General features: G+C 66.7%; 12 protein-coding genes. 5 read left to right on the top strand and 7 right to left on the bottom strand.

The window, feature by feature from the left end:
- Positions 1 to 5: 5 nt before the first annotated feature.
- Entirely contained in the window at positions 6 to 1,067 is a 1,062-nt protein-coding gene (trpD, locus tag ABD204_RS09975; protein ID WP_194425307.1) for an anthranilate phosphoribosyltransferase, read from the bottom strand.
- Positions 1,068 to 1,246: 179 nt separating this feature from the next.
- Between trpD and ctaE the strand changes: the two genes are divergently transcribed.
- The 5 genes from ctaE (at position 1,247) to ABD204_RS09950 (ending at position 6,128) form a co-directional block, all read left to right on the top strand.
- Positions 1,247 to 1,888: an aa3-type cytochrome oxidase subunit III gene (gene ctaE, locus ABD204_RS09970; RefSeq protein ID WP_194425308.1), complete on the top strand. Its 642-nt coding sequence runs from the start codon at positions 1,247 to 1,249 to the stop codon at positions 1,886 to 1,888.
- A 19-nt stretch (positions 1,889 to 1,907) separates the two neighbouring features.
- A complete protein-coding gene (qcrC, locus tag ABD204_RS09965) occupies positions 1,908 to 2,708 on the top strand; it encodes a cytochrome bc1 complex diheme cytochrome c subunit (protein WP_194425309.1) in 801 nt (266 codons plus the stop codon).
- Positions 2,709 to 2,745: 37 nt separating this feature from the next.
- On the top strand, positions 2,746 to 3,825 hold the full coding sequence (qcrA, locus tag ABD204_RS09960) for a cytochrome bc1 complex Rieske iron-sulfur subunit (protein WP_194425310.1): 1,080 nt from the start codon (positions 2,746 to 2,748) through the stop codon (positions 3,823 to 3,825).
- Between the two features lie 23 nt (positions 3,826 to 3,848).
- Entirely contained in the window at positions 3,849 to 5,648 is a 1,800-nt protein-coding gene (gene qcrB, locus ABD204_RS09955) for a cytochrome bc1 complex cytochrome b subunit (RefSeq protein ID WP_322597646.1), read from the top strand.
- Positions 5,649 to 5,717: 69 nt separating this feature from the next.
- Complete coding sequence (locus ABD204_RS09950; protein WP_194425312.1) at positions 5,718 to 6,128, top strand: rhodanese-like domain-containing protein; 411 nt, start codon at positions 5,718 to 5,720, stop codon at positions 6,126 to 6,128.
- Between the two features lie 24 nt (positions 6,129 to 6,152).
- On the opposite strand, the gene ABD204_RS09945 is transcribed toward ABD204_RS09950, so the two are convergent.
- The 6 genes from ABD204_RS09945 to ABD204_RS09920 all read right to left on the bottom strand — a co-directional run bounded on the left by ABD204_RS09945 (position 6,153) and on the right by ABD204_RS09920 (position 12,069).
- Positions 6,153 to 6,977 carry a PP2C family protein-serine/threonine phosphatase gene (locus ABD204_RS09945; RefSeq protein ID WP_194425313.1) on the bottom strand — a complete coding sequence of 275 codons (825 nt, stop codon included), beginning with the start codon at positions 6,975 to 6,977 and terminating at the stop codon, positions 6,153 to 6,155.
- Positions 6,978 to 6,979: 2 nt separating this feature from the next.
- The gene (locus tag ABD204_RS09940; protein WP_194425314.1) at positions 6,980 to 7,414 is read right to left on the bottom strand and encodes a cytochrome c oxidase subunit 4; all 435 of its coding nucleotides are present in this window, start codon (positions 7,412 to 7,414) and stop codon (positions 6,980 to 6,982) included.
- The gene (gene ctaD / locus ABD204_RS09935) at positions 7,415 to 9,169 is read right to left on the bottom strand and encodes an aa3-type cytochrome oxidase subunit I (protein WP_194425315.1); all 1,755 of its coding nucleotides are present in this window, start codon (positions 9,167 to 9,169) and stop codon (positions 7,415 to 7,417) included. It abuts the gene before it with no gap.
- A 2-nt stretch (positions 9,170 to 9,171) separates the two neighbouring features.
- Positions 9,172 to 10,065 (bottom strand): aa3-type cytochrome oxidase subunit II, encoded by an 894-nt coding sequence (gene ctaC / locus ABD204_RS09930; protein WP_194425316.1) that lies wholly within the window; start codon positions 10,063 to 10,065, stop codon positions 9,172 to 9,174.
- A gap of 161 nt (positions 10,066 to 10,226) precedes the next feature.
- Positions 10,227 to 10,592 carry an iron-sulfur cluster insertion protein ErpA gene (gene erpA / locus ABD204_RS09925; protein WP_194425317.1) on the bottom strand — a complete coding sequence of 122 codons (366 nt, stop codon included), beginning with the start codon at positions 10,590 to 10,592 and terminating at the stop codon, positions 10,227 to 10,229.
- An 82-nt stretch (positions 10,593 to 10,674) separates the two neighbouring features.
- Entirely contained in the window at positions 10,675 to 12,069 is a 1,395-nt protein-coding gene (locus ABD204_RS09920) for a dipeptidase (RefSeq protein WP_194425318.1), read from the bottom strand.
- Positions 12,070 to 12,115: the final 46 nt, after the last annotated feature.

Here is a 12,115-nt window from a genome sequence, read left to right as displayed (position 1 = left end):
TCGTCTCAGTCGGCGAGATCGCGGGTGGCGGACACCCACCCGTCGAGGGTGCGAAGCGCCGCTCCGGTGTCCACCGCGTCCCGTGCGGTCTCCATCGCCTCGCCGAGCCGGTCCCCGATCGGACGCTGCGCCTGTGAGGCGTCGCGGAACAGCCGGTATGCGACGATGCCCGCAGCGGCGTTCAGCAACACGATGTCCCGCACCGGACCGGTCTCCCCGGCGAGGACCCGACGGACCACGGCGGCGTTGTGCTGGGGATCTCCGCCGACGAGGTCCTGGATGTCGGCGAGGGGCAGTCCCAGGTCACGGGGATCGAGGTCGTGCTCGTGGATGTCGCCGCGACTGACCTCCCAGACCCGCGAGTGGCCCGTGGTCGTGAGCTCGTCGAGCCCGTCGTCACCGCGGAAGACGAGTGCGGTGGCCCCCCGGTTGCGGAACACCCCGGTGATCAGGGGCACACGCTCCAGACTGGCGACCCCGACGGCGTTGGCCTCCGCGCGGGCGGGATTGGACAGCGGACCGAGGAAGTTGAAGACGGTCGGGACGCCGAGCTGTTTGCGCACGGGACCGGCGTGGCGGAACCCGGGGTGGAAGGCGGAGGCGAAGACGAAGGTGATCCCTGCCCGTTCCAGCGTGGCCTTCACCGCCTCGGGCTCCAGGGTCAGTGCCACGCCGAGGGCGCCGAGCACGTCCGAGGACCCCGATGCCGAACTCGCCGCCCGATTGCCGTGCTTGACCACCGGGATACCGGTCGCAGCGGCGACGACGGAGGCCATCGTCGACACATTCACCGTCCCGAACCGGTCACCTCCGGTGCCGACGATGTCCAGCACCTCAGAGCTGACCGGCAACGGCACCGCTGCTTCGAGGATCGCGTCGCGGAATCCGACGACCTCGTCGATCGTCTCCCCCTTGGCACGCAGGGCGATCAGGAACGCTCCGATCTGGCCCTCGGTCGCCTCGCCGGCCATGATCCGACGCATCGCCCATGTCGACTCCGACACGCTGAGGTCGCGTCCGTCGAGCAGGGTGGTCAGGATCTCCGGCCATGAAGTCAGCTCCGCCATGCGACCGAGCCTATCCGGCGCGCGACTCGCGCGGATTCACGGGCTCCACTCGGCGGGTTCGCGGCTGCCGCATAGGGTCCTGATCGGCGTTTTGACGGTGGCACTTAGGTCCGCCTTACCCGGATCGGACACGATTGACCACCCCGGGTTGGAAATATCCCGCCGCAGAATCGGCAATAATGGTGGGCGTGACGACCACGCCAGCGACCTATGCCCAGGCGATGCGTTCCGTCAAGCGCCCGGATCCGGTCGCCGTCGGAACCATCGTGTGGCTCGGCAGCGAGGTGATGTTCTTCGCGGGTCTCTTCGCGATCTACTTCACGCTGCGGAGCACCTCCCCCGATCTGTGGGCCCAGGAGACCCAGCTGCTGAACGTGCCCTACGCGTTCGCGAACACGATCATCCTCGTGCTGTCCTCCGTGACATGCCAGATGGGTGTCTTCGCGGCCGAGCGCTTCCAGCCGTACAGCGGTGAGGTCAAGGGCCGTCGACGCTGGGGCATGGTGCCGTGGTTCTGGCTGACCTTCGCCCTGGGCGCGATCTTCGTCTCGGGCCAGGTCTGGGAGTACGCCCAGCTCGTCTACGAAGGCATGCCGATCACGGCCAACGCCTACGCCTCGGCCTTCTACCTCACGACCGGCTTCCACGCCCTGCACGTGACCGGTGGTCTGGTCGCCTTCCTGCTCGTGATCGGACGCGCGTACGCGGTGAAGAACTTCGGTCGCAAGGAGATGACCTCGGCGATCGTGGTCTCGTACTACTGGCACTTCGTCGACGTCGTCTGGATCGCCCTGTTCGCCGTCATCTACTTCCTGAAATAGAGCGGAGCTGATTCCTCACATGGCACGCACGAACCCGCGCCGCTCCAAGGGCCGCCGCAGTCCGTGGGCGGCCGCCGCCCTCATCGGCGTCGGCCTGTTGCTGACCGGAGGCGCCTACGCGGGCGCCTCCGCCGCGATGGCTGCGACGACCGACGAGACCACGGCCACGGCCCTCACGGTCGAAGACGGCCAGAAGCTCTTCCAGGCCAACTGCGCCACCTGTCACGGCCTCGACCTCCAGGGCACCGAGAACGGTCCGTCCTTGTACGGTGTCGGCGAGCTCTCGGTCGAGTTCCAGGTCGCCACCGGCCGGATGCCGCTGCAGATGCAGGGCCCGCAGGCGCCGCAGAAGCCGGTCCAGTTCACGGACGAGCAGATCGCCGCGATGGCAGCCTACGTACAGACCACCTCGCCCGGCCCGGAGTTCCCGGCCGCCGACGTTCTGGACGGCGAAGGCGACATCGCCCGTGGCGCGGAGCTGTTCCGCATCAACTGCGCGATGTGCCACAACGTCGCCGCCGCCGGCGGTGCACTCACCGAGGGCAAGTACGCTCCGGAGCTGACCGAGACCAGCGCGCTGCACATGTACGCGGCGATGGTCACCGGTCCCCAGAACATGCCGGTCTTCAACGACATGACCCTCAGCCTCGAGGACAAGCGCGACATCATCTCGTCGCTGCTGTTCATCCAGGAGAACGAGTCGCCGGGCGGCTTCAAGCTCGGATCGCTGGGTCCGGTGTCGGAGGGTCTGTTCATCTGGATCTTCGGAATCGGATCGCTGATCGCCATCACCGTATGGATCACGGCGAAATCCAACTGACCCTTCCCTGACACTGAAAGCACCTACGAGGAGCACCATGGCAAACGAGGACGACGCGCTCGAGCACGAGAGGGCTTCCTGGAAGCCCTCCCCCGGGCTCGCCGTCGCGGTGAGCGACCCGGTGCGCACACCCGACCTTCCGCCGCACCGTGAGCGCATGACCGACAAGGACCCGGCGGCGATGAAGCGCGCCGTCCGCACGGTCTACACGCTCTTCTACCTCTCCGTCGCGGGGAGCATCTGGGCCGTCGCGGCCTACATGCTCTTCCCGATCGAGAGCGGCTCGATCGTCGACATCCGCTACAACAACCTGTTCGTGGGTCTCGGCATCGCGCTGGCGCTGCTGGCGATCGGGATCGGCGCCATCCACTGGTCGAAGGCCGTGATGAGCGACAAGGAGTTCGTCGAACCCCGTCACGCCACGCGCGGTCGCGACTCTGTGCGCGAGGCGGCCGTCCAGGTGTTCGACGACGCCAATGAGGAGTCCGGTTTCGGTCGTCGCACGATGATCCGCAACTCGCTCATCGCCGCCCTCGCCGCATCGGTCGTCCCCGGCATCACGCTCTTCCGCGGCCTCGCTCCGGAAAACTCCCCCGAGAACCCGCACGGCGGAGACCCGGTGTACCTGCTCAGCCACACCATGTGGAAGGAAGGCTCGCGCCTGGCGCACGACCCCGAGGGCACGCCCATCCGCGCCGCGGACATCACCCTCGGGTCGGCCGTGCACGTGATCCCCGAGGAGCTCGCCGAGCTCCACCACGACGAGGGCTACCTCGAGGAGAAGGCCAAGGCCATCGTCCTCCTGATGCGCATGCCCCCGGAGGACATCATCGAGTCGCCCGAGCGCGCCGACTGGTCCTACGACGGAATCGTCGCCTACTCGAAGGTCTGCACGCACGTCGGCTGCCCCGTCGCGCTGTACGAGCAGCAGACCCACCACCTGCTGTGCCCGTGCCACCAGTCGCAGTTCGACGTCTCGGACGGCGCGAAGGTGATCTTCGGACCCGCAGCACGCCCGCTCCCCCAGCTGCCGATCACGGTGGACGATGAGGGCTACCTCATCGCACGGAGCGACTTCACCGAACCCGTCGGCCCGAGCTTCTGGGAGCGCCATTGAGTACGACTCACCCCACCGAGAACGTGACTCAGGAGCCCGCCGTTTCTGAGGCCAAGTCCGGTCGAGACAAGCCCCTCGGCGGCCGATTCGTCGGCGCCGCATCGAACTACCTCGACGAGCGCACGAGCATGTCGGGCATCGTGAAGGAGCTCGGCCGCAAGATCTTCCCCGACCACTGGTCGTTCATGCTCGGCGAGATCGCTCTGTGGAGCTTCGTCGTCGTTCTTCTGTCGGGAATCTTCCTCACCTTCTTCTTCCAGGCGTCGATGGTCCCCACGCACTACACGGGCGCGTACATTCCGATGCGCGGTGTCGAGATGTCGGCGGCCATGGACTCTGCCCTGCGGATCTCCTTCGACATCCGAGGCGGACTGCTGGTCCGTCAGATCCACCACTGGGCCGCGCTGGTCTTCGTCGCCGGTATCGGCGTCCACATGCTCCGCGTGTTCTTCACCGGTGCCTTCCGCAAGCCCCGCGAGCTGAACTGGGTGATCGGCTTCGTGCTCTTCATCCTCGCCATGGCCGAGGGCTTCACCGGATACTCCCTCCCCGACGACCTGCTCTCCGGAAACGGTCTGCGGATCATCGACGGCATGATCAAGGGCATCCCGCTGATCGGGACCTGGACGTCGTTCCTGCTGTTCGGCGGCGAGTTCCCCGGCATGCAGATCGTCGGACGTCTGTACACGCTGCACATCCTGCTGCTGCCGGCGATCCTGGTGGCATTGCTCGCGCTGCACCTCATGTTGATGATCATCAACAAGCACACGCAGTTCGCCGGCCCCGGCCGCACCAACAGCAACGTCGTCGGCTTCCCGATGATGCCGGTGTACATGTCGAAGATGGGGGGATTCTTCTTCATCGTCTTCGGTGTGATCGTGCTGATCGCGTCGCTGTTCACCATCAACCCGATCTGGAACTACGGCCCGTACGACCCGTCGCCGGTCTCTGCGGGTACCCAGCCGGACTGGTACATCGGCTTCGCCGACGGTGCGTTGCGACTGGTGCCGCCGCACTGGGAGTTCGTGTTCCTCGACCGCACCTGGTCGATGAACATCCTCGTCCCGATCGCCGTCCTGGGTCTGTTCATCGTCCTGGTGCTCATCTACCCGTTCATCGAGGCATGGGTCACCGGTGACAAGCGCGAGCACCACATCGCTCAGCGTCCGCGCAACGCCGCGACCCGCACCGCGATCGGTGCCGCCGGTGTCGTGTTCTACGCAGTGCTGTGGGCCGCCGCCTCGTCGGACATCATCGCGACGCACTTCAAGGTCACGATGGAGGGTGTCATCCACAGCCTCCAGGCGATGCTCATCCTCGGGCCGATCATCGCGTACTTCGTCACCAAGCGCATCTGCATCGCGTTGCAGAAGAAGGATCGCGAAATCGTCCTGCACGGCTACGAGTCAGGCCGCATCGTGCGCCTCCCGGGCGGCGAGTACATCGAGGTCCACCAGCCGGTCGACGAGTACGAGCGTTGGCGCCTCGTCGATGCGGAGACCTACGAGCCTCTCGTGGTGCGACCGAACGACAAGGGCCGGATCCCGTGGCACGAGAACCTGCGCGCTGCGCTGTCGCGGTGGTTCTTCGAGGACCGCCTCGCACCGCTCACGCAGGCCGAGCTCGATGAAGCGAGCGCGCACCAGCACCACACGCTGGAGCACATCGCCACCGAAGAGGACGCCGAGATCCAGGGCGCTCACGAGCGCGCCGGCGTCCCCGACGCGCCCCACGTCCCGATCGACGACGGTCACAACCCCGAGACGGCGAACCGCCCCTCGAACGTCATCGTCCCCGACGAGGACGACGAGAAGAAGAAGTAATCGTCCACGATATCGAGACGGTGGCCGTCCCCTCCGCGGGGGCGGCCACCGTCTCGTTATGGTGAGAGCATGCACACCGATCCCCTCACGTACTTCGAGAACAAGCTCGCCCACGAGACCGACGCCAGCGACGTGTACGCGGCACAGAAGGCCGGTGACCCGTTCGTCCTCGTCGACGTGCGTAGCGACGACGCATGGCGGCAGGGCCGCATCCGCGGCGCCATCCACCTCCCCCACCAGCGCATCGCGGATGAGGCGGCCGCGCGCGTTCCCGAGGGCACACCGGTGGTCGTCTACTGCTGGAGCCCCGGCTGCAACGGTGGGGCCAAGGGCGCCGCCGCGTTCGCACGACTCGGGTACGCGGTCAGGGAGATGATCGGAGGCTACGAGTACTGGGTGCGCGAGGGGCAACCCACCGTGGACGACGAGGGGGACCTGCCCCGGGTCTTCGATCCACAGGTGATGACCGTCCGCTCCTGAACGTCACGGACCACCGGCCGACACTCAGCCGATACGCTCGCTCTGCCACAGCTCGTCATCGTCGAGCCCCTCTGCGAAACGCCCTGCGGCCGCGCCGGCGAACTGCACGCGCTCTTCCGATCGCATCGAGTCGGACGCCATCACGTCGCACACGACAGCCGTGACGTTGTCGAGGGTGCCCGCATGCAAGGCCCGCCGTACGAGCTCGTCCGCCGTCTCCTGCGCCGTCGCCGCACCATCGAGCAAGACCTGAGAGACCACATCTTCCGGGACGTAGTCGGTCAGTCCGTCACTGCACAGCAGCCACCGGTCGCCGACCGCCAGAGCGGTCTCGGCGACGGCGACGACATCTGCCTCACCACCGGCCAGTGACGCGGTGATGATGTTGCGACGCGGATGGGTGGCCGCATCCTCCGGTGAGATGATGCCCCGATCGACCAACACCTGGACGTACGAGTCGTCCCGTGTCTGCCGTCCGACGATTCCGTCTCGCACACGGTAGGCGCGCGAGTCGCCGGAGTGGGCGACCAAGAGGTCTTCGGCATCCGTGAGGAACACCCCGGTGAACGTCGTCGCCATGCCCCGCAGCGAAGGGTCGCGTTCAGTGTGCGCCCTCAGGTCCCAGTTGGCTTCGAGGATGCGCTCACGCAGCGCCTGCGCGGTCCACGACGCCACACGACCGGCCACGAGACGGTGGATGAGCGCGGCCGACGCGAGGTCCCCGGATGGACCACCACCGACGCCGTCGGCGACAGCAGCACCCCACGGCGACGCGAAAGCCGCGTCCTGGTTGGTCTCGCGGTACGAGCCGACGTCGGACGCGGCTGCCGCAACGAGGCGGTAGGCCACGCTCAGCGGGCGAAGTATCCGCGGTAGTACTCGTAGACCCAGCCGACGATGGCGACGAGGAAGACGGCGAACCCGATGGGCACCATCCACGAGCCGACGGCGAGACCGATGAAAGCGATCGACGCCGAGAAGGCCAGCACGATCGGCCACCACGACCAGGGGCTGAACTCTCCCAGTTCCGGGTCCCCGTCATCGATGTCGGCGGTGAGCACGTCCTCGGGCAGCTCCCCGCCCTGGGCCTTGTGCACGCGGTCGACGTAGAACGCGATCATCACGCCCATGAAGCCGGCGAAGAACAGTGCCACCGTGCCGACCCACTCGATCGCGGTGTACCACGGCACGTCCGGGTGACCGATGATGTTCCACGCCGTATAGACGATGCCGATCAGAAAGAAGAACGCGGTGAGGATCCACCAGAGTCCGACGTTGGTACGCACTTACTTGACCTCTCCCTGGGCGACGTCGACAACCGGCGTCTGCGGCGCGTCCTTCGCGGGTCCGACACCGACCGGGATACCCGCCTCGGGGTGGTTCAGGTCGAAGGCGGGGCGCTCACTGCGGATGCGCGGGATGGACGTGAAGTTGTGGCGCGGGGGCGGGCAGGAGGTCGCCCACTCGAGCGAACCGCCGTAGCCCCACGGGTCGTTCACGGTGACCTTCGGCGCCTTGCGCGAGGTCAGCCAGACGTTGAACAGGAAGGGGATCATCGACGCGCCCAGGATGATCGAACCGATCGTCGACACCTGGTTCTGCCACGTCCAGCCGTCGGCGGCGGAGTAGTCCGCGTAGCGACGCACCATGCCGTCCACACCCAGCCAGTGCTGGATCAGGAACGTCATGTGGAACCCGATGAACAGCAGCCAGAAGTGCACGTAGCCGAGGCGCTCGTTGAGCATCCGCCCCGTCCACTTGGGCCACCAGAAGTAGAAGCCCGCGAACATCGCGAACACGACCGTTCCGAACACCACGTAGTGGAAGTGGGCCACGACGAAGTAGGAGTCGGAGAGGTGGAAGTCCAGCGGCGGCGACGCGAGGATCACTCCGGTGAGCCCTCCGAAGACGAACGAGATCAGGAAGCCCAGCGCGAACACCATCGGTGTTTCGAAGGTCACCGATCCTCGCCAGAGCGTACCGATCCAGTTGAAGATCTTCACACCCGTGGGAACGGCGATCAGCATCGTCATGACGGCGAAGAAGGGCAGCAGGACCCCCCCGGTGACGTACATGTGGTGCGCCCACACCGCGACCGACAACGCGGCGATGGAGATGGTCGCGTACACCAGCGTCTTGTATCCGAAGATCGGCTTGCGGCTGAAGACCGGGAAGATCTCGGAGACGATGCCGAAGAACGGCAACGCGATGATGTAGACCTCCGGGTGGCCGAAGAACCAGAACAGGTGCTGCCACAGGAGCACGCCGCCGTTCTGCGGGTCGTAGATGTGCGCACCGAGGACGCGATCCGCGGCCGCGGCGAGGATGGCCGCGGCGAGCACAGGGAAGGCCATCAGGATCAGGATGCTCGTGATGAGCGTGTTCCACGTGAAGATCGGCATGCGCCACATCGTCATACCCGGGGCGCGCATCGTCAGGATCGTCGTGATGAAGTTCACGGCGCCGAGGATCGTGCCGAAACCGCTCATCCCGAGGCCGAGCATCCACAGGTTCCCGCCGACACCGGGCGAGAAGCTCGCATTGGCCAGCGGCTGATAGGCGAACCATCCGAACGCGGCGGCACCCTGCGGGGTGAGGAAGCCGGCGACCGCGATGGTCGAACCGAACAAGAACAGCCAGAAGGCGAAGGCGTTCAGTCGCGGGAACGCCACATCGGGCGCGCCGATCTGCAACGGCAGGATCGCGTTGGCGAAGCCGGCGAACAGCGGCGTCGCGAACATCAGCAACATGATCGTGCCGTGCATCGTGAACAGCTGGTTGTACTGCTCCTTGGTGGGCACGATCTGCATGCCGGGCTCGAAGAGCTCCGCGCGGATGATGAGCGCCATGACGCCGCCGAGCATGAAGAACAGCACGGAGGCGATCAGGTACATGTAGCCGATCGTCTTGTGGTCGGTGGAGGTGATCCACTTGACCACGATGTTGCCCTTCTGCTCGACGCGGGTCGAGCTCATGAGGGCTGCCTGACGCGGCGGCACGGTCTTCGGGCGGGTCGATTCCTGCGGCAGAGTCGTGGCCATGATCACTCGTCTCCCTCGGAGCTGTCGCCCGTGCCGGGCAGGTTCTGCAGGCGGTCGTACGCCTCGTTGATGTTGCCGGTCTGCCCGGCGGCCTCGAGGGAGGCGAGGTAGTCCTCGTACTCCGCCTCGCTGACGACCTTGACGTTGAAGAGCATCATCGAGTGGTATTCGCCGCAGAGCTCGGCGCACTTGCCCGCGTACTCCCCCTCACGGGTCGGCGTGAAGGACCAGTAATTGTCCTTGCCGATGTACATGTCCTTCTTGTACAGGAAGTCGATGATCCAGAAGGAGTGGATGACGTCGCGGGAGTTGAGCTTGATCTCGACCGTCTTGTCGACCGGCAGGTACAGCGTCGGCAGCTGCTCCTGGTCGATGTTCCCCTGCTCGTCGGGCTGGGCCTGGATACCCATGCTCCACACGGCGTCGGAACCGTCCTCCTGCTCGCCGTTGTACTGGAAGTCCCACGCCCACTGCTTGCCGATGGCGGTGATCGACACGTCGGGGTCGTCGTAGCGGGTCTCGAGGATGGTCTGGTCACGCGCCGTGAAGGCGAAGAACCCGATGACCAGGATGAGCGGCACGACCGTGTAGAAGATCTCGATCGGCATGTTGTAGCGCAACTGCACCGGAAGGCCGGTCTGACCCTTGCGGCGCCGGTAGGCGATCATCGCCCACAGCATCAGGCCCCACGTGACCACGCCGACCGCGAGGAGCACGATCCAGGAGTTGACCCACAGCCCGGAGACCATCTCGGTCCGGTCGGTGGCCGGAACGCCGTCCTCGGTGAATCCGGGGAGGAATCCGTTCAGCTCTGTCGGACTGCATCCGGCGAGTGCTACGGCCGTGGCGATCCCGATCGGGATGACGGCCCAGCGGAGACGGCGTTTCGAGTGCACGGTGCACCTTTCCGGGTCGCGGGTATTGCTCAAGCCAGTCTAGAGCAACCTCCCATGCACTTCAGGCCAACCACACAGGTGGACCTCCGCGGGCACGGGTCACGCGGGACGGGCCCGGGGGTTCTCTCGAACCCGCCGGACCCGTCTGAATCCCGTGGTGATCAGTGGAAGCTGTCGCCGCAGGCGCAACTTCCGGCCGCGTTGGGGTTGTCGATCGTGAACCCCTGCTCGGAGATCGTGTCTTTGAAATCGATCATGGCGCCGTCGAGATACGGCACGCTCATGTCGTCGACGATGACCTCGACGCCGTCGAAGTCGACGGCCTTGTCGCCGTCGAGGAATCGCTCATCGAAGTACAGCTGGTAGATCAGTCCGCTGCAGCCGCCGGGCTGGACGGCGACGCGCAGGCGCAGGTCGTCGCGGCCTTCCTGCTCCAGGAGGTTCTTCACCTTCTGCGCGGCTGCGTCCGTCAGCGAGACGCCGTGTTCACGGACGGGCTGGTCGGTCGTCAAGGCGGTGTCGGTCATGACGCTCCTTCGGGGTGGTTCGCGCCGCGGCGCGAGGACGATGCGACGATTCTACGCGCCGCTCGGAGCGCACAGGGCGGACTCACGCGCCGCGTCGGTTCAACCGCGCCAACAGCAGCGCCTCCGACGTCATCGCGTGACGGAAGGTGTCCAGATGAAGGGACTCGTTCGGGCTGTGCGCGCGTGCGTGCGGGTCCTCCACCCCGGTCACGAGGATCTGCGCCTCCGGGAATTCGCGGACGAGGTCGGAGATGAACGGGATCGATCCACCGACGCCGAGGTCGACCGGCGGTACGCCATAGCCCTCGCTCAGCGCCTCCCGCGCCTCGGCGACGGCCCAGCCGCCGGTGTCGACGAGGAAACCGTCGCCGAGGTCGATGTCGGTGAAGGTGAGTTGCGCACCCCAGGGCGCGTGCGCACGCAGGTGCGCCTCGATCGCCGCGTAGGCGTCCGCGGCGGACTGCCCCGGGGCGATCCGGGCGCTGACGACGACCGACACCTCCGGGTTGAGGGTGTTCGAGGCGTTCTTCACCGTGGGCGCGTCGATCCCGGTCACGGTCAGCGACGGCTTGTTCCACAGTCGGCCGAGGATCGACCCCGTCCCGATCGGCGTGACTCCGTCGGGGAGCCCGGCCTCCGACCGCAGCGTCTGCTCGCTGTGCTCGGGCGTCGGCGCGTCGTGCGCGACGAGGCCTTCGACGGCGACGGAGCCGTTCGCGTCCCACAGCGTCGACAGGAGGGTCACCGTCGCCATCATCGCGTCCGGGACCGCTCCCCCGAACATGCCGGAGTGCGAGGCGTGGTCGAGGGTCTTCACGGTCAGCGTGAAACGCGCGTTGCCGCGCAGGCTGACCGTGAGGGCGGGTGTGGACGCGTCCCAGTTGGTGGAGTCCGCGACGACGATGACATCCGCACGCAGGTCGTCGGCGTTGTCGGAGAGGAACTGCGCGAACGAGCGCGACCCCGCCTCCTCCTCCCCCTCGATGAACAGCGACAGCCCCAGGTCGAAGTCGGGTCCGACGGCGTCGACGAGCGCACGGATCGCCCCGATGTGTGCCATGATGCCGGCCTTGTCGTCCGCCGCTCCGCGACCGTAGAGTCTTCCTCCGCGCACGGTCGGCTCGAAGGGGGGTGTCTCCCACAGCGCCTCGTCGCCGACGGGTTGGACGTCGTGGTGCGCGTACAGCAGGATCGTGGGCCGCCCGTTGCGGGCGGCGCGGCGGGCGAGAACCGCCGGCATGCCCACCTCGTCGGTTCCGGGGATCGTCGCGTGACGGATCGACACCTCGTCGAAGACGCCGGTGTCCTCGGCGAGTTGCGCGACCGCCTGCGCGGTACGACCCACCTCCGACGCGTCGAAGCCCGGAAACGCGACGGAGGGGATCCGCACCAGCGCGCCGAGATCGGCCAGTGCGGACGGGATGCGGGCGGCCGCCGCGGCCGTGACCGCGTCGTCGGGAGTCTGCTCAGAAGCCATGCGGGTAATCTTAAGTGCAGCATCTCCCGCGATCCGAGGATTCATC

Origin of the sequence: Microbacterium aquimaris, from assembly GCF_039531285.1 — a bacterium.
GTDB lineage: Bacteria > Actinomycetota > Actinomycetes > Actinomycetales > Microbacteriaceae > Microbacterium > Microbacterium aquimaris.
This window is presented reverse-complemented; position numbering and strand designations above follow the sequence as displayed.

Excerpts from the sequence above, each read along its gene's own strand:
- qcrC (WP_194425309.1), top strand. The coding sequence starts at position 1,908 with ATGGCACGCACGAACCCGCGCCGCTCCAAGGGCCGCCGCAGTCCGTGG.
- ABD204_RS09920 (WP_194425318.1), bottom strand. The coding sequence starts at position 12,069 with ATGGCTTCTGAGCAGACTCCCGACGACGCGGTCACGGCCGCGGCGGCC.
- qcrA (WP_194425310.1), top strand. The coding sequence starts at position 2,746 with ATGGCAAACGAGGACGACGCGCTCGAGCACGAGAGGGCTTCCTGGAAG.
- ctaD (WP_194425315.1), bottom strand. The coding sequence starts at position 9,169 with ATGGCCACGACTCTGCCGCAGGAATCGACCCGCCCGAAGACCGTGCCG.
- trpD (WP_194425307.1), bottom strand. The coding sequence starts at position 1,067 with ATGGCGGAGCTGACTTCATGGCCGGAGATCCTGACCACCCTGCTCGAC.
- erpA (WP_194425317.1), bottom strand. The coding sequence starts at position 10,592 with ATGACCGACACCGCCTTGACGACCGACCAGCCCGTCCGTGAACACGGC.
- ctaE (WP_194425308.1), top strand. The coding sequence starts at position 1,247 with ATGGTGGGCGTGACGACCACGCCAGCGACCTATGCCCAGGCGATGCGT.
- ABD204_RS09950 (WP_194425312.1), top strand. The coding sequence starts at position 5,718 with ATGCACACCGATCCCCTCACGTACTTCGAGAACAAGCTCGCCCACGAG.